The organism is Amycolatopsis sp. CFH S0740, from assembly GCF_004522315.1.
Taxonomy (GTDB): domain Bacteria; phylum Actinomycetota; class Actinomycetes; order Mycobacteriales; family Pseudonocardiaceae; genus Amycolatopsis; species Amycolatopsis nivea.
In genome coordinates this window covers 1-21,695 of record NZ_SDLS01000010.1, presented here as the reverse complement: position 1 = coordinate 21,695, position 21,695 = coordinate 1, and the positions used below count along the sequence as shown (strand labels likewise).

The 21,695-nt window shown below is 69.3% G+C and carries 20 protein-coding genes; 9 read left to right on the top strand and 11 right to left on the bottom strand.

The features are described from left to right. The first annotated feature begins 92 nt into the window (after positions 1 to 92). Genes EIZ45_RS18640 through EIZ45_RS18630 form a run of 3 tightly spaced genes read left to right on the top strand, consistent with a single transcriptional unit; the run spans position 93 to position 1,806 of the window. On the top strand, positions 93 to 572 hold the full coding sequence (locus EIZ45_RS18640; protein ID WP_134665105.1) for a hypothetical protein: 480 nt from the start codon (positions 93 to 95) through the stop codon (positions 570 to 572). A gap of 17 nt (positions 573 to 589) precedes the next feature. Further along, on the top strand, positions 590 to 1,090 hold the full coding sequence (locus EIZ45_RS18635; protein ID WP_134665102.1) for a hypothetical protein: 501 nt from the start codon (positions 590 to 592) through the stop codon (positions 1,088 to 1,090). Positions 1,091 to 1,116: 26 nt separating this feature from the next. Further along, entirely contained in the window at positions 1,117 to 1,806 is a 690-nt protein-coding gene (locus EIZ45_RS18630; RefSeq protein ID WP_134665100.1) for an MOSC domain-containing protein, read from the top strand. On the opposite strand, the gene EIZ45_RS18625 is transcribed toward EIZ45_RS18630, so the two are convergent. Together EIZ45_RS18625 and EIZ45_RS18620 are read right to left on the bottom strand one after the other, a co-directional pair. Further along, positions 1,783 to 3,357: a beta-N-acetylhexosaminidase gene (locus EIZ45_RS18625; protein WP_167756489.1), complete on the bottom strand. Its 1,575-nt coding sequence runs from the start codon at positions 3,355 to 3,357 to the stop codon at positions 1,783 to 1,785. The two genes, EIZ45_RS18630 and EIZ45_RS18625, sit on opposite strands and share 24 nt — an antisense overlap. Positions 3,358 to 3,588: 231 nt before the next feature. Continuing rightward, entirely contained in the window at positions 3,589 to 5,463 is a 1,875-nt protein-coding gene (locus EIZ45_RS18620) for a propionyl-CoA synthetase (protein ID WP_134665098.1), read from the bottom strand. A 217-nt stretch (positions 5,464 to 5,680) separates the two neighbouring features. Here EIZ45_RS18620 and EIZ45_RS18615 point away from each other — a divergent pair, with 217 nt between their 5' ends. Then, on the top strand, positions 5,681 to 7,402 hold the full coding sequence (locus EIZ45_RS18615) for a serine/threonine-protein kinase (RefSeq protein WP_043832524.1): 1,722 nt from the start codon (positions 5,681 to 5,683) through the stop codon (positions 7,400 to 7,402). Between the two features lie 438 nt (positions 7,403 to 7,840). On the opposite strand, the gene EIZ45_RS18605 is transcribed toward EIZ45_RS18615, so the two are convergent. After that, entirely contained in the window at positions 7,841 to 8,407 is a 567-nt protein-coding gene (locus tag EIZ45_RS18605) for a class I SAM-dependent methyltransferase (protein WP_134665096.1), read from the bottom strand. 55 nt (positions 8,408 to 8,462) lie between these two features. Between EIZ45_RS18605 and EIZ45_RS18600 the strand changes: the two genes are divergently transcribed. Then, positions 8,463 to 9,242 carry a helix-turn-helix domain-containing protein gene (locus EIZ45_RS18600; RefSeq protein ID WP_238604200.1) on the top strand — a complete coding sequence of 260 codons (780 nt, stop codon included), beginning with the start codon at positions 8,463 to 8,465 and terminating at the stop codon, positions 9,240 to 9,242. Here EIZ45_RS18600 and EIZ45_RS18595 read toward each other — a convergent pair. Then, on the bottom strand, positions 9,193 to 10,761 hold the full coding sequence (locus EIZ45_RS18595; RefSeq protein WP_134665093.1) for a dolichyl-phosphate-mannose--protein mannosyltransferase: 1,569 nt from the start codon (positions 10,759 to 10,761) through the stop codon (positions 9,193 to 9,195). The two genes, EIZ45_RS18600 and EIZ45_RS18595, sit on opposite strands and share 50 nt — an antisense overlap. Positions 10,762 to 10,815: 54 nt before the next feature. Here EIZ45_RS18595 and rsmI point away from each other — a divergent pair, with 54 nt between their 5' ends. Beyond that, entirely contained in the window at positions 10,816 to 11,655 is an 840-nt protein-coding gene (gene rsmI, locus EIZ45_RS18590) for a 16S rRNA (cytidine(1402)-2'-O)-methyltransferase (RefSeq protein WP_134665090.1), read from the top strand. A gap of 1 nt (position 11,656) precedes the next feature. Here the strand turns inward: rsmI and EIZ45_RS18585 are convergent, their stop codons facing one another. Together EIZ45_RS18585 and EIZ45_RS18580 are read right to left on the bottom strand one after the other, a co-directional pair. Beyond that, entirely contained in the window at positions 11,657 to 12,778 is a 1,122-nt protein-coding gene (locus tag EIZ45_RS18585; protein ID WP_205670051.1) for a hypothetical protein, read from the bottom strand. 9 nt (positions 12,779 to 12,787) lie between these two features. Then, complete coding sequence (locus EIZ45_RS18580) at positions 12,788 to 13,264, bottom strand: QsdR family transcriptional regulator (protein ID WP_134665088.1); 477 nt, start codon at positions 13,262 to 13,264, stop codon at positions 12,788 to 12,790. Between the two features lie 176 nt (positions 13,265 to 13,440). Between EIZ45_RS18580 and EIZ45_RS18575 the strand changes: the two genes are divergently transcribed. Further along, positions 13,441 to 14,400 carry an NADPH:quinone oxidoreductase family protein gene (locus EIZ45_RS18575; protein WP_037811187.1) on the top strand — a complete coding sequence of 320 codons (960 nt, stop codon included), beginning with the start codon at positions 13,441 to 13,443 and terminating at the stop codon, positions 14,398 to 14,400. Here EIZ45_RS18575 and EIZ45_RS18570 read toward each other — a convergent pair. The 5 genes from EIZ45_RS18570 to EIZ45_RS18550 all read right to left on the bottom strand — a co-directional run bounded on the left by EIZ45_RS18570 (position 14,397) and on the right by EIZ45_RS18550 (position 18,823). Beyond that, on the bottom strand, positions 14,397 to 15,635 hold the full coding sequence (locus EIZ45_RS18570) for an aminodeoxychorismate synthase component I (RefSeq protein ID WP_134665086.1): 1,239 nt from the start codon (positions 15,633 to 15,635) through the stop codon (positions 14,397 to 14,399). The genes EIZ45_RS18575 and EIZ45_RS18570 overlap by 4 nt on opposite strands. A gap of 45 nt (positions 15,636 to 15,680) precedes the next feature. Continuing rightward, positions 15,681 to 16,295: a glycoside hydrolase family 25 protein gene (locus EIZ45_RS18565; RefSeq protein ID WP_037811190.1), complete on the bottom strand. Its 615-nt coding sequence runs from the start codon at positions 16,293 to 16,295 to the stop codon at positions 15,681 to 15,683. Positions 16,296 to 16,392: 97 nt separating this feature from the next. Next, entirely contained in the window at positions 16,393 to 17,157 is a 765-nt protein-coding gene (locus EIZ45_RS18560) for an ABC transporter permease (RefSeq protein WP_134665084.1), read from the bottom strand. Continuing rightward, the gene (locus EIZ45_RS18555) at positions 17,147 to 18,145 is read right to left on the bottom strand and encodes an ATP-binding cassette domain-containing protein (RefSeq protein WP_134665082.1); all 999 of its coding nucleotides are present in this window, start codon (positions 18,143 to 18,145) and stop codon (positions 17,147 to 17,149) included. Before EIZ45_RS18555 ends, EIZ45_RS18560 begins: the two co-directional genes overlap by 11 nt. 93 nt (positions 18,146 to 18,238) lie before the next feature. Further along, positions 18,239 to 18,823: a PadR family transcriptional regulator gene (locus EIZ45_RS18550; RefSeq protein ID WP_134665080.1), complete on the bottom strand. Its 585-nt coding sequence runs from the start codon at positions 18,821 to 18,823 to the stop codon at positions 18,239 to 18,241. Positions 18,824 to 18,884: 61 nt separating this feature from the next. Here EIZ45_RS18550 and metG point away from each other — a divergent pair, with 61 nt between their 5' ends. Next, positions 18,885 to 20,681, top strand: a complete 1,797-nt coding sequence (gene metG, locus EIZ45_RS18545; RefSeq protein ID WP_167756488.1) for a methionine--tRNA ligase — start codon at positions 18,885 to 18,887, stop codon at positions 20,679 to 20,681. Positions 20,682 to 21,353: 672 nt separating this feature from the next. Further along, positions 21,354 to 21,695: transposase (locus EIZ45_RS18540; RefSeq protein ID WP_167756487.1), on the top strand; the 342-nt coding region annotated here is incomplete at its 3' end.

Genomic DNA, 21,695 nt, shown 5'->3' with positions numbered 1-21,695 from the left:
GGGTGCCGCCGTTTGTTTGTTGACGGCTGGTTGAGCGCGCCATTAAGCTTCCTTGTGGTTCGGGGGTTGACTGATTTCTGCGAGCAGAAGTGTTGAAGAAGCCTGCTGTTGTCGTTCTTCTCGCCCTGGTGGCGGCCGGGTGTAGCGGGCCGCCGGATCCTCGGGCGTATCCCGGCAGCGAGGACGGAGTGAGCTGGGAAGAGGCTGCTGCGCGGTACGCGATCGCGTTGCCGTCGTGTCCGACCAAGGCTTTCCGGTTCGACGTGCAGCCCCGGCTTCGGGACCATCTCATTTTCACTTTCGAGGCCGCGAATTCCTGCGTGGACGGCTTTTTGACGAAGTACGGTGCGGACCCTGCTCACCCGGGGCTGAAATGGCCTCGGGACGACAACTTTCCGCCGTTCGGAGCGGACAAGTCGGAGCGATACGGCTGGACCTATGACTTGAAGCAGCGCTCCGCTCTGTACCACGGTTTCCGGACACCGAATGGCTCGTCGTTCTGGGTGTTCGTCAAACAGGGTGCCGAGGAGACGGTGTACGCCTATAGTCTGACGACCGGTTACCCGAACTAGTAATCGCCGCAGGGAAAATGACAAAGAAATCGATAGCCGCGATTCTCTTTTCCGTCGCGGTAGTCGCCGGATGCGGTGGCCAGCCGGACCCGCGGGCGTATCCGGGCAGTGAGGACGGCGTCAGCTGGGAAGAAGCCTCGGCCAGGTTCCAGATGACGCTGCCGTCCTGTCCGGTCAAGGAGTTCCATTTCGACGTCCAGCCCAGGCTCACCGAACGGCTCGCGTTCTCCTTTGTCGCGTCGAAGTCCTGCGTGGACAAGTTCCTGAAGCAGTACGGCGACGATCCGGCGAACCCGACCCGCAAGTGGCCGGTCAGCGACCCCGAGCCGCGGCCTCCGTTCGACGCGGACGAGATGCGGCAGTTCGGCTGGACCTGCGATCCCAAGGCGAAGGCGGACCTGTACACCCACCTCGAGACGCCGTACCACGCGAAGTTTTCGGTATTCGTGAAGCCGGGCATCGAGGAGACGGTCTACGCGCGCAGTCTGACCTCTGGCTTCCCGGACCCGTCGAAATAGTCGGGGCCCCTTGCTAGGTTCATCCCATGCTGTCGCTGAAAGACGTCTACGCAGGCGAGCCGACCGTCCTCGGCCACCAGCGGGACCAGCCCGTTCTGAGCGCCATCCGGAAAACCCGGGTCACCGCTCCGGAGCTGGCACTGTCCGAACTCAACCTCACCGGTGACCGTCAAGCGGACCTCTCCGTGCACGGCGGGCCCGACAAAGCCGTCTACGTCTACCCGATCGAGCACTACCCGGTGTGGACCTCCGAGGGGTACTCCGTGGCGCACGGTGACTTCGGCGAGAACCTGTCCGTCGAAGGCGCGCTCGAGACCGACGCGCGGATCGGCGACGTCTGGGCCTGGGGCGAAGCACTCGTGCAGATCGCCCAGCCGCGGCACCCGTGTTTCAAGCTCGCGATGCGGACCGGGCGCAAGGACGTCGTTCCCGCGATGATCAGCACGAATCGCTGCGGCTGGTACCTGCGCGTGCTGCGGCCGGGTACGGTCCCGACGGCCGGTCCGCTCGAGGTCGTGGAGCGGGCCGAGGGACCGACCGTCGCGGAGACCTTCCTGGTCGCTTCGGCGAATTACGCGCAGTTGCCTGACCCGGCGCCGATGCTGGAGCTGGCCGAGCGCGTGCTGACGTCGACCGCGCTGCCCGAAAGCTATCGCAAAGGGATCAAGTCCAAAGTGGACCGAGCGAAGGGGTTACTTCCAGTCGACCTGGGGTGAACGGTAGAAGTCGATTCCCTGCGCCTCCCAGCGCGGCGCCTGCTTGGCGATGCGGTCCCGGTAGCCGTCCCAGGTCCGGGACGCTCGCGGCGACCAGCCGATTTCCGCGACGCCGGGCAGGCGCGGGAAGGCCATGTACTCGATGTCGTCGTTGGTCCGGATGGTTTCCGTCCACAGTGGAGCTTCGACCCCGGCCACGGACTTCTCCTCGACCCCCGGAACGAGCGTCGCCGGGTCCCATTCGTAGGCGTCGCGGACTTCGACCAGACCGGCCCAATCCTGGCCCAGTTTCGTCGATTCCGTGTACTTCATGTCGAGATACGCGTGGTTGGCGGGCGACATGACGAACTTGTTCCCGCGCGCCGCGGCGGCGGCCACGTCCTCGTTCGGGCCGCCCTGGTCCCAGTACTGCGGCACGGCGGACGTCGGCAACGGAGTCTTCGCGATTTCGTGCCAGCCGGTGATCAGCTTGCCGTACTTCGCGACCATCGGGCTTACCTTCTCGTAGAAGGTTTTGTAGTCCGCGGCGGGCGTCGAATGTGCTTCGTCGCCGCCGATCCCGATGTATTTGCCGGGCGTGATCGCGGCGAGTTCGCGGATCACGTCCTCCACGAATCGGTACGTGGTGGGCGAGTTGATGCACAGCGAGCTGTAACCGACCTCGATGTCGGTGCGCGGCGGGACCGCGACGCCGTCGCAGTTCAGTTCCGCGTAGACCGACTGGGCGGCGTTGGTGTGGCCGGGCATGTCGATCTCCGGCACGACCGTCACGTGCCGGCTCGCGGCGTAGGCGACGATGTCGCGGTACTGCTCCTGCGTGTAGTAACCGCCCGGGTCGCCGTAGGCCGCGGTCTTGCCGCCTTCGGTCGCCAGCCGCGGCCAGCTTTTGATCTCGATGCGCCAGCCCTGGTCGTCGCTGAGGTGCAGGTGCAGCGTGTTGATCTTGTACTGGACGATCTGGTCGATGTACTTCTTCACCTGCGCCGGCGTGAAGAAATGCCGCGCGACGTCGAGCATCGCGCCGCGGTGGGCGAAGCGCGGGTAGTCGAGGACGCTGCCGCCGGCGATCGTCCACGCGCGGTGCTGCACGGTCTTCGCCTCGATCGCCGACGGCAGCAGCTGCCGCAGCGACTGGACGCCGGTGAACAGCCCGGCGGAGGTGTTGGCGCGCAGCCGGACGCCGTTCTTCGTGACGTCGAGCTGATACCCCTCGTCGCCGACGCGCGGGTCGGCGTGGCCGAGGTCGAGCGAGATCGCGGACAGCCCCGGACTCACCGGGACGACCGGCAGCGGGAACCCGGTCGCGGGCCGCAACAGGCCGCGCAGGTACCCGGCGACGTCGCCGGTGCCGTGCCCGGCGCGGATCACCGTCAGCGGAGTGAGCCGGAAGGTGGCGTCCGCCTTCGCCACGGCATGCACCGGGACCGGTACGAGGTCGGTGACCTGCCGTTCACTGGGCGCGGGACTCGCCGCGGCCGGCCCGGGCACTCCCACCGCGGCGAGCCCGAGCACGGTCACCCCAAGCACGGCCCTGGACAGGGTCTTCCTCACGGCATACCTCCGGTCGCGTCGCGGAGAAGGCGGACTCCAAGAGGTATAGACCACTCCGGGCGGGCTGACAACGCCCGAAAGGGGCGGCTGGCACGTGATGTCCCGTTCGCCGGGACGGGGTTTCCCGGCAGCGGGGCTGGGTGGTCCCGGTGAAGTACGTGAGGGGAACCCTGAGGGAATCAGATTCCCTCAGGGTTCCCCTCACGTACTTTCGCCCTGCCTGGCGGGTCCTCAGGGTCGCAGAATCGCCCGCAACGCGTCGAGCACCGACGGATCCTCGATAGTCGACGGAACCGCCTCGTCGCGTCCGTCGGCGATCCCGCGCATCGTCTTGCGCAGGATCTTCCCCGAGCGCGTCTTCGGCAACGCGCTGACCACCGACACGTCCCGGAACGCCGCCACCGGCCCGATGTCCCGGCGGACCAGCGCCACCAGTTCGTCCCGCAACTGCTCCTCGGGCACCTCCACCCCGGACTTCAGCACGACGAAACCACGCGGCACCTGCCCCTTCAGCTGGTCCGCGACCCCGATCACCGCACACTCCGCGACCGCCGGGTGCGAGGCCAGCACGGCTTCCATCGAGCCGGTCGACAGCCGGTGTCCGGCCACGTTGATCACGTCGTCGGTGCGGCCCATGACGAACAGGTAGCCGTCCTCGTCGAGGTATCCCGAATCGCCGGTCAGGTAGTAGCCGGGGTAGCGCGACAGGTACGCCTCGCGGTAGCGCTCGTCGTCGCCCCACAGCGTCGGCAGCGAACCCGGCGGCAGCGGCAGTTTCAACGTGATCGCGCCCTCGCGGCCCGCCGGGAGTTCTTCGCCCGCCTGGTCGAGGATGCGCACGTCCCAGCCGGGCACCGGTTTCGTCGCCGACCCGGGTTTGACCGGCATCGGTTCGAGCCCGCGCGGGTTCGCCGCGATCGGCCAGCCGGTTTCGGTCTGCCACCAGTGGTCGACGACCGGGGTGCCGAGGATGTCGTGCGCCCAGTGGTAGGTCTCCGGGTCGAGCCGCTCGCCCGCCATGAACAGGGTGCGGAACCGCGACAGGTCGTACTTCTTGAGCTCGTCCGCGTCCGGGTCCACCTTCTTGACCGCGCGCAACGCCGTCGGCGCGGTGAACAGCGCCTGCACGCCGTGCTCGGAGATGACCCGCCAGAACGCGCCCGCGTCCGGGGTCCCGACGGGTTTTCCTTCGTACAGCACGGTTGTCGCGCCGACCAGCAGCGGCGCGTAGACGATGTACGAATGCCCGACGACCCAGCCGACGTCGGAAGCCGTCCACCAGACGTCCCCGGCGTGGACGTCGTACAGCGCGCCCATCGACCATGCCAGCGCGACCGCGTGCCCGCCCGCGTCGCGGACCACGCCCTTCGGCCGCCCGGTGGTGCCGGACGTGTAGAGGATGTACAGCGGGTCGGTCGCCTTCACCGGAACCGGATCGACCGGGTCGGCGTCGGCGACGAGTTCGGTCCAGTCGAGGTCGGCGCCGGACAGTTCCGCGCGCGCCTGCTCGCGCTGGAACACCACGACGTGCTCCGGCTGGTGCTCGGTGGTCTCGAGAGCGGCGTCGATGATCGGCTTGTACTCGACGACCCGGGTCGGCTCGATCCCGCACGACGCGGCGAGGATCAGCTTCGGCTTGGCGTCCTCGATCCGCGCGGCCAGTTCCTTCGGCGCGAACCCGCCGAACACCACGGAGTGCACCGCGCCGATCCGCGCGCAGGCGAGCATCGCGATGACGGCCTGCGGGATCATCGGCAGGTAAAGGATCACGCGGTCGCCGCGGGTCACCCCGAGCGACGCGAGCGCGCCGGCGAAGGTCGCGACCTCGTCCCGCAACTCGGCATAGGTGTAGCGGCGTTTGCGTCCGGTGACCGGCGAGTCCCAGATCAGCGCGTCCTGCGCGCCGCGGCCGCCGTCCGCGTGCCGGTCGAGCGCGTTGTAGGAGGTGTTCAGCTCGCCGTCGGGATACCAGCGGTAGAACGGCGCGGCGGACGAGTCGAGCGCGCGGGTGGGCCGCTGCGTCCAGTCGATCGCCCGGGCCGCTTCGAGCCAGAACCGCTCGGGGTCGTCCAGACTGCGTCGATACGTCTCGGTGTACGCGCCCACGAGGTCTCCTTTGACTTCCGACGGCCGAATCTGCCCTCATGATGGCCTTTCCCCCGGCGGAACGCAGGTCAGCGAGGTCAGGCGAGAACGATGCAGTGGATCACGATCCCGGCGCGACCCGGCAACCCCGCGAAGGCCGTGTGCGTCCTAAGCTGGACCGTGGGGAACAGCCGCGCAGCGGCACCAGGACGACACTGACAGTGAGGGGAACCAGCCGGTGAGCGGAATCGCGAGCGCGCTGCTCTCGCTCGCGCACACCTTGTTCGGCCCGGGGTTCTGCCCCGGCGACTGGGTGTGGGCGACGACCACAGCGGGTGCGCTCGTCGCGCTCTTCCCGGCGGCCGGTGCGCTGATCGTGGCGATCGTCCGCAAGGGGACCGGCAACCGGTACGACGCGACGACGCTCACCGTGTTCGGGCTCATCGGCGTGGTCAGCGTGCTGGTGCTGCCGTGGCTGATGGCCTCGGGCATCTCGGAGACCTTCCGCGCGGCCAACGCGGGCAGCGCGAGCGGGCTGTCCGCCTCCGAAACCGCCAAGCTGAGCACGAACTACTGCTCGTTCATCGGCGTGCAGAAGACCTACCTCGGCGGCGGGCCGAACGTCTTCGAGACGCTCTTCTACCCGCGCGGCCTCAAGCTGTCGTACGCGCTGTACCTGCTCGCCTTCACCGTGCTGCCCGTCGGTTCGCTGCTGTTCGTGATGCTGCAGGCGCGCACCGCGTTCCGTCGCGGGCCGAAGTGGCCGTCGCGGTTCTTCTGGATTCCCTTCGTGGTCATGGCGGTCGCGAGTTCGGGCATGTCGGCCAACACCGCCGTGCACTTCTGGCTCGGGTTCCTGCCGTTCAGCATCCTGGGACTGATCCCGGTCGCGCTGGTCGGCCCGCCGCCGTGGTCGGTGATCAACCGGCCGGAGCCGCGCCGCGACGAGCCGCCCGCCGCGCCGCCTCCGCCGCGCCGGGAGCAGCTGCCGCCGCCTCCGCCGCCGCAGAACAAGCAGTACCCGGCCACCGCGCTGGCGTCCGCTCCGGAGCCGCCGCCCGCCGGGATGCTGGCCGCCGCGCCCGGCGCGATCCCGCCGCCGCCCGGTTCGCGCAACGCGGGCAGCAGCCGGTACCGGCGCGTCCGCCAGCTCGGGCACGGCGGGTTCGGCACGGTCTGGGAAGCCGTCGACACGCAGCTCAACCGCACTGTCGCGCTCAAGATCGCGCACGCGCCCGACCGCGACACCGAGGAGCGCATGCAGCGTGAGGCACGGGCGCTGGCCGTGGTGAACCACCCCAACTGCGTCCGCGTGTACGACCTGGTCGAGGAGCCGGACGGGCTCGCGCTCGTGATGGAGTACCTGCAGGGCCGCCCGCTCGCCGAGGTGGTCGACGGACAGGGCCCGATCGACGACGTCGCCGCCGGCCGGCTGTGGTCCACGATGGCGGGCGCGCTGGTCGCGGCGCACGAGCGGGGCGTGCTGCACCGCGACGTGAAGCCGTCCAACGTCATCCTCGACCCGGCGGGCATCGCGCACCTCATCGACTTCGGCATCGCCCGCAGCCAGGGCGACTCCAAGATGACCGCCACCGGGATGATGATCGGCACGCCCGATTTCGTCGCGCCGGAGCAGGCGATGGGTTCCCCGGCGAGCCCGGCGTCGGACGCCTGGCAGCTCGCCGCCACGGTCAGCTACGCGCTGTCTGGCCAGCCTCCGCGCGGCACCCGCGAGACGCCGATGGCCGCGCTGATGGCCGCGGCGCGGGCCGATCCGGTCACGCACCTGCCGCAGCGTTCGGTGCACGCCCGGATCCTGGCGGCGTCGCTGGACCCGGAGCCGCGCCGCCGCCCGACACTGAACTCGGTGCGGCGCGAGGTCGACGGCTGGCTGAGCAGGCAGGGCAAGGCACTGGACGGGCCGGTCACGCAGATCGTGCCGCGCCGGTCGTCCCGCTGAGTCTCGTGAGCGGCTAGTCCGGTTCTAACTGGCTGTCCTGTCTCAGGACCTCACGGACAGGCCAGTCTCAGGACTTTCCGGACAGTCTTTGGCTGGTGAGGCGTTGGTAGCGTACTGATCTGCCGAGGGTGAGCTGGCGGACGAGGGTGCCACCGGTCATGACGGTGACGCGGTCGCCTTGCCAGTAGACGGTGGCGGTGTGTCCGGCCCAGGTGCGCGTCCCGGGACAGGCCGTGCTCGCGGCAGAACCGCACCACGTTGACCTTATCGCCGTGAGCCGCCCGGGCGACCGCGGCGACGAACTCAGGATCCCATCGAAAACCCTGCTCTGCCCGTCGCCGCATGATCACCACAAAGACCATGGTCACCACGCCGACAGGCCGGTCAGTGTCCGCGACGTCCTGAGACTCAGCAGCCGGTTCTAACCGGCGCAGCCGCTCACGACGGCTTCACCGCGGAAAACTCCAGCCGCTTGCGCTCGATCCCCAACCGCACCTGCTCAAACCCGGCCGCCGCCAGCCGCCCCGGCAGCGTGCCCGCGTCGAGGACGTTCATCGTGTCTCCAAGGTGCAGAAGCCGGAATCCGAAGCTGAGCTGGCTGTCCACGCCGCAGTAGGTGCCGCCGGGCCGCAGCACCCGGTACGCCTCCGCGAAGATCCGGTCCTGCAGCTCGTCGGTCGGCACGTGGTGCAGCATCGTGAAGCACACGACCCCAGAGAACCGGCCGTCCTCGAACGGCATCTCCGCGCCGCTGCCCTCCACGATGTCCGCCCGGTCCCCGTATTTCTCCCGCAACAACCGGGTCGACGCCGGGTCGATTTCCAGCGCGGTCAGCCGTGGGAGAGCGTCGATCAACACCCTCGTGGTGGCCCCGAAACCCGGTCCGATCTCGAGCACGTCGTCGCCCAGTTCGAAGCGGGCGAGCCAGTCCGGCAGCACCTCGGCGACCGCGGCGGCCCACTTCTCCGAGCTGCAGAGCTTGCGGTGCATCAGGTTCATCGGCATGGCCCCGACGCTAGGGACGGGCCTGGCTGACCGGAAGACGATAGGCTGTCACCTCATGTCGCAGTACGGTCAAACCGGCGCGATGCTGCTCGGTGACCTCCCGATCGCGCCCGGAGCCTGGTTCCCCTGGCACGAACATCCCGCGCACCAGCTCGTCTGGGCCGCGCGCGGGGTCGCCGCGGTGATGGTCGGCGACGCGCAGTGGGTGCTGCCGTCCACGCGCGCGCTCTGGATCCCGGCCGGGGTCCGGCATCGCACCGGCGCGGCTGGGAACGTCGAACTGCGCGGCATCTACGCCGATCCCGAACAGTGCCCGGTCGACTGGCCGTCCCCGCGAATCGTCATCGTCCGGCCGTTGCTGCGGGAGCTGCTGGAGCACCTGTCCGCGGACGGAATCAGCGACGCCGCCCGACGCCGCGCCGAAGCCGTCGCGTTCGATCTGCTGGAGCCGATGGACGTAGCGCCGATCGTGGTCCCCGCGCCCGCCGATCCGCGAGCGCGGGACGTCGCCGACGCGGTGCTCGCCGACCCCGCGGACTCGCGCAGCCTGGCCGAGCTGGGCCGCGAAGTCGGCGCGAGCGAGCGGACGCTGGCCCGCGCGTTCGTCCGCGACTGCCGGATGACGTTCGGGACCTGGCGCACGCAAGCCCGGCTGCGCGCGGCCTTGCCGTTGCTGGCGAAGGGAACGCCGATGACGACCGTCGCGCACCGGGTCGGGTACGCGACGGCCAGCGCGTTCGTCGCCGCCTTCCGCCGGGCGGTGGGGGTGCCGCCGGGCGCTTACTTCAGCGCCACGAAGGCAGCCACATTTCCGCCTGCCAATGGGCGTTCGTGATCGGGATTCCGTTGAGGATCGGCCACAGCCAGGCGAAGTTCGCGACCACCAGCCCGACGTAGAGCGACACGACGAGCAGACCGGTGCCCCGGCGTTCGAATCCGCGTTTGGCGCTGCCGAGGATCTGCCCGAGCGCCAGCACCAGCCCGAGCACGAGGAACGGGGCCATCGGCGTGGCGTAGAAGAAGTACATCTGCCGGTCGATGTTGGTGAACCAGGGCAGGTAGCCGGCGAAGTAGCCGGTGAGCACGGCGGCGTAGCGCCAGTCCGCGCGGAAGAACCAGCGCCACAGGCCCCAGCCGAGCATCGGGACGGCCAGCCACCACATCGCGGGCGTGCCGATCAGCATCGTCGCGCCGAGGCAGCGCGATTCGCCGCAGCCGGTGACGTCGCCGTCGTAGTAGTAGAGCATCGGCCGCAGGCCCATCGGCCACGTCCACGGCTTCGACTCCCACGGATGCGGATTGTCCTTGGGCGTCAGCAGGGTTTCGTGGAAATGCAGCACGTTGGCGGTGTAGCTGCCGAGCGAGCGCAGCGCGGGCGGGATCCAGCCGAACATGCCCGGGTCGAGGTTCTTGATCTCGGTGTAGTGCCGGTCGGTCGCGGTCTCGCTGGCGAACCACGCCCAGTACGCCGCCAGGTACATCAGCACCGGCACGACCAGGATCGCCCACAGCGCGGGCGCGACGTCGCGCCGGATCGTCCCGACCCACGGCCGCTGCACGCCCGCCGCGCGCCGGGCCGCGACGTCGAAGAACACGGTGAGCAGGCCGAACGCCGCGATGTAGTACAGCGCCGACCATTTGACGCCGAAGGTCAGGCCGATCATCAGCCCGGCCGCGAACCGCCACCAGCGGAAGCCGAGCTTCGGCCCCCACTGCGATTCGCCGATCCAGCCCTCGCGCACCGCGGCGGCCAGCCGCTGCCGCACCTGGTCGCGGTCGCAGAGCACGCAGGCGAACGCGGCGAGCACGAAGAACGCGATGAAGATGTCCAGCATCCCCATCCGCGACTGCAGGTGCAGCACGCCGTCGCAGATCACCAGCACGCCCGCGATGCCGCCGAGCAGCGTCGAGCGGGTCAGCCGGCGCGCGACGCGCACGGTGAGCAGCACGATCAACGTGCCTGCCACCGCCGACATCAGCCGCCAGCCCCAGCCGTTGTAGCCGAAGAGCCACTCGCCGAAGGCGATGAAGTCCTTGGCCAGCGGCGGGTGCACGATCAGCTCGTACCCGGCGTTGTCCTCGTACCCGCCGTTGCGCAGCATCTGCGCGGCCTGGGGCACGTAGTGCTTCTCGTCGAAGACGGGACTGCCGTGGTCAGTGGGCAGGCCAAGGTTCTGCAGCCGGACGACGCCGCCGATCACGGTCAGCACGATCGTGACGATCCAGCCGCGCAGCCGGTCGCCGGGCATGGCCCGGCCGAGCAGGGTGGCTTCGCGGTCGGTCGGGGGACGGCGCGCGTCGACCGGGTCCGGCCGCACGCTCTCGTCGTCGGCACGGGTCAGCAGCGCGGTCACGGGGCCCGATAGTACGGCCTGATCCACCGGCGGCGTCTGGTTAGGCTGACTGCCATGACTTCTGCGCCCGGACGGCTCGTCCTCGCCGCCACCCCGCTGGGCGATCCCGGCGACGCGTCCGCCCGGCTGATCGAGGCGCTGGGCTCGGCGGACGTGATCGCGGCCGAGGACACCCGGCGCCTGCGCGGGCTCACTTCCGCGCTCGGCGTGTCGCCAACCGGGCGGGTGGTCAGCTTCTACGAAGACGTCGAGACCGCCCGGTTGCCGAAGCTGCTGGAGGCACTGCACGGGGGAGAGACGGTGCTGGTCGTGACCGACGCCGGGATGCCGAGCGTGTCCGATCCGGGCTTCCGTCTCGTGGCCGCTTGCGTCGAGGAGGACCTGCCGATCACCTGCCTCCCCGGCCCGTCGGCGGTGACGACGGCGCTCGCGTTGTCGGGGCTGCCGTGCGACCGGTTCTGCTTCGAGGGCTTCGCGCCGCGCAAGCCCGGCGAGCGGTCGAAGTGGTTCGCGGAGTTAGTGAGCGAACGCCGGACCGTCGTGTTCTTCGAATCGCCGCACCGGATCGCGTCCCTGCTGTCCGACGCTGCCGCCGCACTGGGCGGTTCGCGGCGGGCTGCGGTGTGCCGGGAGCTGACGAAGACGTACGAAGAGGTCAAACGCGGCACACTCGCGGAACTTGCCGAGTGGGCAGCGGACGGGGTGCGCGGCGAGATCTCGGTGGTGCTGGAGGGCGCGACGCCTCGGCAGGCGTCGGTGTCGGATTTGGTGCCGGAGGTGGCGGAGCGGGTCGCGTCGGGGGAGCGACTGAAGACCGTGGCGGCCGAGGTGGCTGGTGCGGCTGGGGTGTCTACGAAGGAGCTTTATGCGGCGGTGCTCGCGGCTCGGAAGTGAGTCAGCTCCTCCGGGCGTTGCCTTCGGCTAGAAGCCGCAGCCAGTGCGGGTCGCCCGGCGCGGTTTTAGTGATCGTGGCCAGTTCCTCCGGCCGCCAAGTGCCGACACCGTCGGTGTGCACGACGTGGTCTTCCGTCAGGCCGTCGTCGGGAATTTCCTTGGTGCTGGCAAGGAACTCGGCGACGGTGGCCGGATCCGCGACGGTGCGGGGAGAAGGAACGGGCACCAGTGCGAGTTCGCCGTCTCCGGCGACCACGAGGTCGCCGTTCGACGTCGCGACCAGCGCGGTCACTGCCGAGCGGAGCAGTTTGTGCTTCTTGGTTCGGTCGCGCTCGACGTCCACCTCCAGCAAGGTGCCGGACGGTGTCCCGATCCACAGTGCGCCGGGCCGTGCACCGAAGGCGATGGTGAGCTGGGACGAGATGGAATACCTTTTGAGCGAGGTCTTCAGGATTCGGCGCAGCGAAGGGAACTCGAATACCAGGACCTGGTGTTCGTAGGTGTTGCCGCGAATCGCCAGGTACCGCCCGTCGGAGCTGAAGACCGGAAGGCCCCAGCAGTTGGCCTCCAGAATCAGCGCCCGGTCCAGGAACCGCAGCCGGTCGCCTGGACGGGAGAAGAGCACAAAGCTCGCGCCCTGGTCGCTTTGCTTCGTGGCGATCAGCCCTCCCGCCGGATGCGCGGCGATGCCGCCGTCCCACATCGGGGCAGGCGTGACGGCCCCGGTGTCGAGATCGATGACGTCCGAACGGTCGTAGCGCTCGGGTGGGGTCGGCGAGGTCCACAGCGACTGGCCGTCCGGGCTGAACGCCACGTCGAGAGAGACGGCGACATCCAGCACGGAGGTGCCGTTCCGGGTCCAGCGCACCGTTTCCCCGCTGCCGGGCACGACCAGTTCCGGCCGTTCCGGATGCCAGGCGACGACGGGCCAGCGGCCGAACTTCCCGTACTCCGCGGAATCCGCCCCCACCGCGCCGATTTCGCGCAGCACTTTCTCAGCGTAGTAGAGATGCACCGCGGGCCGCTCCTGGTCGATCCCGGCGACGAGCGGCAGTTTCGGATGGGATACCAGCTCGCCGATCGAAGCGGCGGGGATCCGGGCGATGGCCTGGACAGCGGTCACCAGAAGACTTTAGCGACTGCGCAACAGCATTTTGGCCGCTATTAAGGCCTTCTCCGCGTCCGGCTCCTCGCCGGTGATCGCGTCGGTGTAGATGAACGACTCGCCGACCCGCACCAGCAGATACGCCAGATCCGCTACCGGCAACGGAGACTCCAGCCGCCCGGCCGCGACCTCGTCGGACAGCAACGCCTGCACCTTCTCGATGGTCCGCGACTGCACCAAGCTCGCCTTGGTCGTCAGCAACCGCAGCGCGCGCTCGGGCTCCCGGCGCAGGAAGGCTCGGAACGGCGAGGAAGCGTTGACCGTCCGCACGAACGCCCCGATCGCCTCCGCGATGCCGTCTCCGCCGCGGCCTGCATAACTGACGTTATCCAGCACCGAGGACGTCTCCGCCCACAGGATTTCGCTCAGCAGATGATCGCGGCTGCCGACCCAGCGGTGCAGGGTCGCGCGGCTGACGCCGAGGTCGGCGGCCAGGTCGCGCATGTCGACGCGGTCTCCGGCGAGGAACCGGGCGCGGGCGAGGCGGAAGGCCGCGACGGCGTCGGGTCGCGAGGTTCGGGTGGACAGTGGCGTGTCGATGAGTGAGACGTTAGCAGAAAGTGTTCCATCGGTGAGACATATGGCAGAATGTCTCACGAAGAGCGAGAGGAGCCGCGAAGATGCGTGCTGTGCAGGTGACCGAGTTCGGCGGTCCCGAGGTGCTGAAGCCGGTCGAGCTGCCCGATCCGGTGGCCGGGCCGGGGCAGGTGCTGATCGAGGTCGACCGCGTCGGGCTGAATTACGCGGATACGCATCAGGCGGAGAACTCGTATCTCGCCCCGAGCAAACTGCCGCTCGTGCCGGGCGGCGAGGTCGTCGGGCGCACGGCGGACGGCAAGCGCGTGGTGGCGCTGCTCAACGACGGCGGCGGGTACGCCGAGCGCGTCGCGGCCGACGAAGCCATGACCTTCCCGGTGCCGGACGGCGTCGACGACCTCAACGCGCTTTCGATGCTGGTCCAGGGCGCGACCGCGTGGATCATGCTGCGCAAGAACGCCCACCTCGAGCCCGGCGAGACCGTGGTCGTGCACGCCGCGGCCGGCGGGGTCGGGTCGATCGCGGTGCAGCTGGCGAACGCGTGGGGCGCGGGTCGCGTCATCGCGACCGCGAGCAGCGAGGAAAAGCGCGAGCTGGCGATCGAACTCGGCGCGGACGTCGCGGTCGATTCGCGTGCCGAGAACATGACCGAAGTCCTGCGGGAAGCCAACGGCGGCAAGCGGGTCGACATCGTTCTCGACATGGTCGGCGGCACGACGACCGACCAGAGCATCGCCGCGCTCGCCCCGTTCGGCCGTCTGGTGTTTTACGGGATGGCCGGCCGCCGCTCGCCGAAGCCGATCGAGTTGCGCAACCTGCTCGGCCACAGCACGACCGTCGCCGGGATGTGGCTGCCGCACGTGTTCCGCTTGCCGGGCAACGTTTTCGGCACCGCGCTGGCCGATCTGTTCACCATGGTGCTGGACGGGAAGCTCCGCGCGATCGCGGGCGGCGAGTACGCGCTGGCGGACGCCCGGAAGGCCCACGAAGCGCTGCGTTCCCGTGGCACGACTGGAAAACTGCTGCTCGACCCGCGGCGCTAGCACTCCCGGGGGCTGGCGAGCAAGGACTCCAACGGCGCCGCTTTGTGCAGGCACTCCTGCCACTCCGCGGCGCTGTCCGAGTCCGCCGTGATCCCGCCGCCGACCCCCAGCGCGATCCGGCCTTCGGCGATCTCGAAGGTCCGGATCGCCACGTTCAGCTCCAGCCCCGCCAACGGCGACAGCAACCCGACCGCGCCGGTGTACACGCCGCGCGCGGCCGGTTCCAGCTCGGCGATCAGGTCCAGCGCCCGGATCTTCGGTGCCCCGGTAACCGACCCCGGCGGGAACGTCGCCGCCAGCAACCCGGCATCGGTGACCCCGTCCGCGAGCGCACCCTCCACAGTGGACGCCAGATGCCACACCCCGGGAGCCGGGTGCACCGCGAGCAGTTCCGGCACCACGACGCTGCCGACCTCGCACACCCGCCCGAGGTCGTTGCGCACCAGGTCGGTGATCATCACGTTCTCCGCGACGTCCTTCGCCGACTGCCGCAACCGCGATGCGTTCCCGTCGTCCGCCGGGCCGCGACGGGGCAGCGTGCCCTTGATCGGCGACGACCGCACGCGGCGGCCGTGGCGTTCCAAAAACAGCTCCGGCGACAGCGAAACCACCGAACCCCATTCACCGGTGACGTAAGCCGCCCGCTGTGGAGCCAGCCGCCGCACTCCCTCGGCGAACAGCGCGGCGGGCGAGCCCTCGAACGTCCCGGTGAACCGCGAGCAGACGTTCGCCTGGAACAGTTCGCCGGCCTCGATCTCGTGCACGCACGCCTTCACCGCCTGCTCGTGCCCGGACGGCCGGTCCAGCGCACTAGCGGACCACGACAACTCCGCGGACCCGGCCAACGCACGTTCCACCACGGCGAGCTGTGCGTCCGCGTCGCCTTCGAGCGACTCGAACCAGCACCCGCCCGCCGCGTCCCAGCGCAGCACGTGATCCGCCCAGCCCCAGGCCGACGTTGGAACCCCGGTGGAGCGGCCGGACGGATCGGCCTGGTCGTAAGCCAGAAATCCGAACCACCCGCCGCCGATCCGGCCCGAAGGCCCCGAGGCGGAAAAGGCCGACGGGAACGGTCGCGGAGTCACCGACACGAACGGCGCCACCACCGCGCGCGATCCGAACCAGTTCCCGCACACCGCGGCGGGTTCGGGCAGGCCGTGCGCCCGCGCGTACGCGGACAGCAGAACGAGCGCCCGAGAAGGGGTCAGGTCGGTCCGCAGCCGCTGGAAACGCATCGCGCCATTGTGCCGGAAACCGGCGGTGACCAGCGGAGAAGGTGATCAGAGCAGCACATCGGACAGGGCGAACGGATACACCACCGCGTCCTGCGCCACCGGTCCGTCGACTCCGGGCACGTCCGGCGCGAAGGCGTGCTGGTGCAGCCCGAGCCGCGAATGGAACCAGCCGGGCCGCCCGGGGATGCCGTTGTGCCGCACGAGCCAGAGCACGACCTCGGAATCGGCCCAGCGGTCCGGGTGCAGCCGGTGCGCCCAGCAGTCGTGCCCGGCGTACACGAGCACCCGGCTGATCTTCGCGGCGTGCCGCACGTGCTTGATCCACGCCTTCACGAACCGGTCGTCGACGCTCTGCGCGTCCACCTCCAGCGCGGGGGCGAGCGATCCGGGCGCGAACGCGCCGAGCCTGCTCGCCGTCCGGACGAAATGGTCGGCCTGGTCGTGCACCGCGCCGGGCCGGGCGTAGTGCCTGGCCCCGGTGTGGATGCCCGCGTGCTGGGCCGCGGCGAGCATCCGCTCCGCGCCCGGATCGCTCCAGTTGACGTTTTCACTGATCGTGACCGAGGCGAACCGCACGTCGGCGCCGCGCACCGCCGTCCAGTCGAGCACCTGCTCGCGATGAGTGAGCGTGAGTCCGCGCCCACTCTCCGGTTCCGCCACCTCGCACCCCTGACAAGCCCCACGACGGGTGAAAGGCCACCCTACGTCCGGAATTCCGGAGCGGGGTGACCTTTCCCGGCGTGTCGATGGGCTTTGATCAGGCGTTTTCCCGCTGGAAGGTGCGCGTTCCCCACCAAATCGCCACAACGGCCATGACCAGCACGACCACGCTGCCGGTGAACAGCGCGTCCATCGAGAAGTCGCCGCGGAAGCTGTTGCGTTCCACGTCGACCACGTGCCGGAACGGGTTGATCTGCGAGATCGTGTACAGCCACTTCGGAGCCAGTCCCGAGGTGATCGGGATGAGGATCCCGGACAGCAGCAGCAACGGCATGAGCACCGCGTTGAGCAGCGCCGGGAACGACTCCTCGCTCTTGAGCGTGAGCGCCAGCGCGTAGGAGCACGACGCCAGCGTGAGCGCGAGCAGGAACACGATCGCGAGGCTCAGCAGCACGCCGCTGAACGGCGCGTTCAGGTCGAACACCAGGTAGGCGAGCAGGATGATCAGCACCGATTGCACGGTCGCCTGCAACGCGTTCGCCAGCACCTTCCCGAGCAGCAGCGCGGCCCGGTGCACCGGGGTGACGCGCAGCCGCTCGACCACGCCGGACCGGAACTCGGCCAGCAGCCCGAAGCCCACGAACGAACTGCCGAACAGCGCCAGTTGCGCGATCAGCGCGGGCGTGAGCACCATCCAGCCGTCGACCTCGGACATCCCCTGCGCGCTGAGCGACTTCACCAGCAGCGGGCCGAAGAAGAACAGGTACAGCAGCGGCTGGGCGAGCCCGATCAGCAGCCACGCCGGATTTCGCAACGCGCCCGCCATGTCGCGGCGGAAGATCAGCCAGGTGTCACGCAGCATCGGACACCTCCGGTCCCGCCGGCGCGGGCTGCTCGGCTTCGCGCAGCGACCGGCCGGTGAGCGCGAGGAACACGTCGTCCAAGGTCGGTCGCGTGACCTGCATCGAGGTCGTCGCGATTTCCTTGGCGTCGAGCGCGCGCAGCAGTTCCGGCATCGCGGTGTCGCCGCGCGGCACCCGGAACCTGATCGAGCCCTCGCGCACCGCGAACTCGTGCGCGCCGGGCAGCTGCCGGGCCAGGTCCGCGGCGGCCGCGGCGGATTCCGGATCGACCTCGATCGCGACGCCGTCGCCGGAGACCTGCTCCTTGAGCGCGTCCGGATGCCCGTCGGCGACGATCCGGCCGTCGTCGATCACGATCAGCCGGTCGGCCAGCGCGTCCGCCTCGTCGAGGTAATGTGTGGTCAGGAAGATCGTGACGCCCTGCTCCGCGCGCAAGCGCCGGATGTGCTCCCACAGGTTCGCCCGGCTCTGCGGGTCGAGCCCGGTGGACGGTTCGTCCAGGAACACCAGGCCGGGCGAATGGATCAGCCCCAGCGCGATGTCGAGCCTGCGCCGCTGACCCCCGGACAGCGTCTTCGTGGCGCGCTGTTCGAGCCCGGTCAGGTCGAGCTGGCCGGCGAGCACCTTGCCGCGCGCGATCGCGTCGGCCTTGCTCATCCGGTACAGCCTGCCCTGCAGCTCCAGCTCTTCGCCGACGCGCGATTCGGGCGCGGTCCCGCCGCCCTGGGCGACGTACCCGATGTTGCGGCGCACCCCGGCCGCGTCGGTGAGCAGGTCGTGCCCGCCGACGGTCGCCGTGCCCGCGGTCGGTTTCAGCAAGGTGGTGAGCATGCGCAGCGTGGTGGTCTTGCCCGCCCCGTTCGGGCCGAGGAACCCGACCAGCTCGCCCGCCTCGACGTCGAGGTCGACCCCCTTCACCGCGTGCACCTCGCCACCGGCTCGGCCCTTGCGGCGGAACCGCCGCTCGAGTCCGCGTGCCGTGATCATGGAAACCCCTCTCCTCCCAGAAGATCAACTAGTCAAGCTTGACTAGTTGACGCGCACACTGTGCCCGAGCAAGAGCGAGTTAGTCAAATTTGATTACTGGGCCGGTTGGCCGAACGCCGAGCCCGGATCGTCGGCCATCACGTACTCGCCCGCCTCGAGCCGGGTGATCAACCCGGTGAGCCATTCCCGGCTCGCGCTGGCGATCCCGCCCCACAGCCGGAACAGTTCGGTCACGTGCGCCGGTTTGCCCCAGGTGTCGTCCTCGAGGCTCAACCGCGACCGGCGCTCTTCCGCCTCGAAGTGGACCAGGTTCTGCCTGAGCAGGCTGATCGTGTACTTCCGCGGGAGCGCGGGCATCAGGCTCACCGCCGCGCACAGTTCCGCGTTGCTGGCGGCCGGATCGGACAAGCCCTTCGCAATGAGGATCTGGAACTCCTGCTCGCCCGCGGGCGAGAGCCGGTAGGCGACCCGGTCCGGGCCGCCGTCGCCCGGTTCGACGTCGATCTTCTCCAGCAGGTCCTCGGCGGTCATCTTCTTGAGCGCGTGGTAGATCGAACCGGGCTGGACGTTCGCCCACTTGTCCGCCGACCACGACAGCAGTTCGCGGCGCACCTGGTAGCCGTGCGCGCGGCCGAACATCCGCACGACCCCGAGCACCAGCAGACGCGTCGCCGACACCGGCTCTCCCTTCCCCGACCGCCAGGAAACGCCCTGGAGCGCATCCGTAGGCTAAACAGGTATGAGCACCCCTGTGTTGACCGCGGTGGCCTGGCCCTACGCCAACGGCCCCCGCCACATCGGCCACGTGTCCGGATTCGGCGTCCCGTCCGACGTCTTCTCCCGCTACCAGCGAATGGCCGGCAACCGGGTGCTCATGGTGTCCGGGACCGACGAACACGGCACGCCGATCACCGTCCAGGCGGACAAAGAGGGGATGACCCCGCAGCAGACCGCGGACAAGTACACCCGCCAGATCGACGAGGACCTGCGCGGCCTCGGCCTCTCCTACGACCTGTTCACCCGCACCACCACCGGCAACCACGCCGCGGTCACGCAGGAGATCTTCCTCGCGCTCAACCGCAACGGCTACGTCGTCCCGAAGACCACCCGCGGCGCGATCAGCCCGTCCACCGGCCGCACGCTGCCCGACCGCTACATCGAGGGCACCTGCCCGATCTGCGGCTACGACGGCGCGCGCGGCGACCAGTGCGACAACTGCGGCAACCAGCTCGACGCCGCCGAGCTGATCAACCCGAAGTCGCGGATCAACGGCGAGACGCCGAAGTTCGTCGAGACCGAGCACTACTTCCTCGACCTGCCCGCGTTCACCCAGACCCTCGGCGACTGGCTGGGCACCAAGACCGACTGGCGCCCGAACGTCCTCAACTTCACCAAGAACCTGATCGACGACATGCGCCCGCGGCCGATCACCCGCGACCTCGACTGGGGCGTGAAGATCCCGCTGGACGGCTGGCGCGACCAGCCGCTCAAGCGGTTCTACGTGTGGTTCGACGCGGTCATCGGCTACTTCTCCGCCAGCGTCGAATGGGCGCGCCGCAACGGCACGCCGGACGCCTGGCAGGAGTGGTGGGCCAACCCCGACGCGCGCGCCTACTACTTCATGGGCAAGGACAACATCACCTTCCACGCCCAGATCTGGCCCGCGCTGCTGCTCGGCCAGAACGGCGGCGGCGACCGCGGCGGCGAGCCCGGCAAGTACGGCAAGCTGCACCTGCCGGACGAGATCGTGTCCAGCGAGTTCCTGACCATGAGCGGGTCGAAGTTCTCGACTTCGCGGGGCACGGTCATCTACGTGCACGACTTCCTGCGCGAGTTCGGGCCGGACGCGCTGCGGTACTTCATCTCGGTGGCCGGGCCGGAGACGCAGGACACGGACTTCACGTGGGACGAGTTCGTGCGGCGGACCAACTTCGAGCTGGCCAACGAGTGGGGGAACCTCGTCAACCGGTCGATCTCGATGGCGCACAAGAACAATGGGGCGATCCCTGCTCCGACTGCGCCTGCGCCCGCGGATGAGGAGTTGAAGTCCTTGTCTCGGCAGGCGTTCGAGACTGCTGGCGGGCATCTTGCCCGGTCGCGGTTCAAGCTGGCTGCGGCTGAGGCGATGCGGGTGGTCACGGCGGCGAACCGGTATCTGTCGGATCAGGAGCCTTGGAAGCTCAAGGACGACCCGGATCGGCGGGACGCGGTGTTGCACACGGCGTTGCAGGTGGTCAGTGACGCTAATACGTTGCTGACGCCGTTCCTGCCGCACTCGGCGCAGAAGGTGCATGAGGCGCTTGGCGGGACTGGGGTTTGGGCTGCGCAGCCTGAGCTGCAGGAGGTTCCGGATCTTGATGTGCCGGATCGGGTTAATCCTATTTTGACCGGGGATTACGCCGGGGAGCAGGCTCGGTGGGAGTCGAAGCCGGTTGAGGTTGGGCGGCCGTTGGAGAAGCCGACTCCGTTGTTCACGAAGCTCGATCCGAAGTTGGGCGAGACTGGGCCGGAGTGGGCTCCGATTGTGACTGACTGACGGGTGGCCTCGTCGCCTGGCGGCGACATCGGCTTGTGGTTGCGTGGGGCACCCCGAAGCTTGATTGTGCTGACGGTTCGGGGGTGCTTGTCAAGGCGGGAAAGATGCCTTGACAAGCACCCCCGAACCGCAGATGCGCTTCGTATCGGGGTGCGGGGGAGGGGCTGGGTGCCTCGATAGCGGGTGCATCGGCTGCGGTTGGGTGTCTCGATGGTTGGGTGCACCGGGTGCGGCTGGGTGCCTTGATCGCCGGGTGCACCGGGTGCGGCGGGGTGTCTCGATGGTTGGGTGCTGCGGCTGGGGCCTTCGATGCGTGGGTGCAGCGGTGCGGGTGTGGTTGATGGCGGGGGCTAGCGCCCCAATGTGGCATTGGGTGCGTCAGATGCACCCAATGTGGCGTTCGGTGCGTGGGATGCACCCAATGCCACTGTGAGGATGTGGGGGTGCGGGGTCACCGGTCCGGTCTGACTCGAAATGCCACCGACCGTGGTGTCTGGCCAATGATCTGTCGGCCGGTCCGGCGACCCCGCTTGTCCTCACCGGGCGCGGGGTTGTGACCTGATAGGAGCCTGTAGCCGCAGGCCGCTGATCACAGTGTTGTCCGCTCGCCGCGGTCCGGTGGGGCGCCGTTGCCCGCCCAGAACCCTCCGAGAAGGAACGACACCGATCAGCATGGCAAACCACACGCCGGAATCCCACCCCGCCCCCGAGCCGGGCGGGGTCGTCGCGGGAGTGGACACCCACCGCGACTTCCACTGGGCCGCGGCCCGCGACGCCCTGGGCCGGGTGCTGGGAACCCGCCGGTTCCCCGCGACCCGCGCCGGTTACCAGGCGCTGCTGGCCTGGCTGCGCGGGTTCGGCCCGATCGCCGCGATCGGGGTGGAAGGAACCGGCTCCTACGGAGCCGGACTGACCCGCTACCTGCTTGCCGAGAACGTGCACGTCGTGGAAGTCACCCGGCCGAACCGGCAGAAACGGCCGTGTCATGGCAACCGTGTAAGCCGCGGATGGACC

Coding starts and splice junctions, on each gene's coding strand:
- EIZ45_RS18635 (WP_134665102.1), top strand. CDS start 590: ATGACAAAGAAATCGATAGCCGCGATTCTCTTTTCCGTCGCGGTAGTC.
- EIZ45_RS18630 (WP_134665100.1), top strand. CDS start 1,117: ATGCTGTCGCTGAAAGACGTCTACGCAGGCGAGCCGACCGTCCTCGGC.
- EIZ45_RS18605 (WP_134665096.1), bottom strand. CDS start 8,407: ATGCCGATGAACCTGATGCACCGCAAGCTCTGCAGCTCGGAGAAGTGG.
- EIZ45_RS18600 (WP_238604200.1), top strand. CDS start 8,463: ATGTCGCAGTACGGTCAAACCGGCGCGATGCTGCTCGGTGACCTCCCG.
- rsmI (WP_134665090.1), top strand. CDS start 10,816: ATGACTTCTGCGCCCGGACGGCTCGTCCTCGCCGCCACCCCGCTGGGC.
- EIZ45_RS18580 (WP_134665088.1), bottom strand. CDS start 13,264: ATGCGCGACCTGGCCGCCGACCTCGGCGTCAGCCGCGCGACCCTGCAC.
- EIZ45_RS18575 (WP_037811187.1), top strand. CDS start 13,441: ATGCGTGCTGTGCAGGTGACCGAGTTCGGCGGTCCCGAGGTGCTGAAG.
- EIZ45_RS18570 (WP_134665086.1), bottom strand. CDS start 15,635: ATGCGTTTCCAGCGGCTGCGGACCGACCTGACCCCTTCTCGGGCGCTC.
- EIZ45_RS18560 (WP_134665084.1), bottom strand. CDS start 17,157: ATGCTGCGTGACACCTGGCTGATCTTCCGCCGCGACATGGCGGGCGCG.
- EIZ45_RS18555 (WP_134665082.1), bottom strand. CDS start 18,145: ATGATCACGGCACGCGGACTCGAGCGGCGGTTCCGCCGCAAGGGCCGA.
- metG (WP_167756488.1), top strand. CDS start 18,885: ATGAGCACCCCTGTGTTGACCGCGGTGGCCTGGCCCTACGCCAACGGC.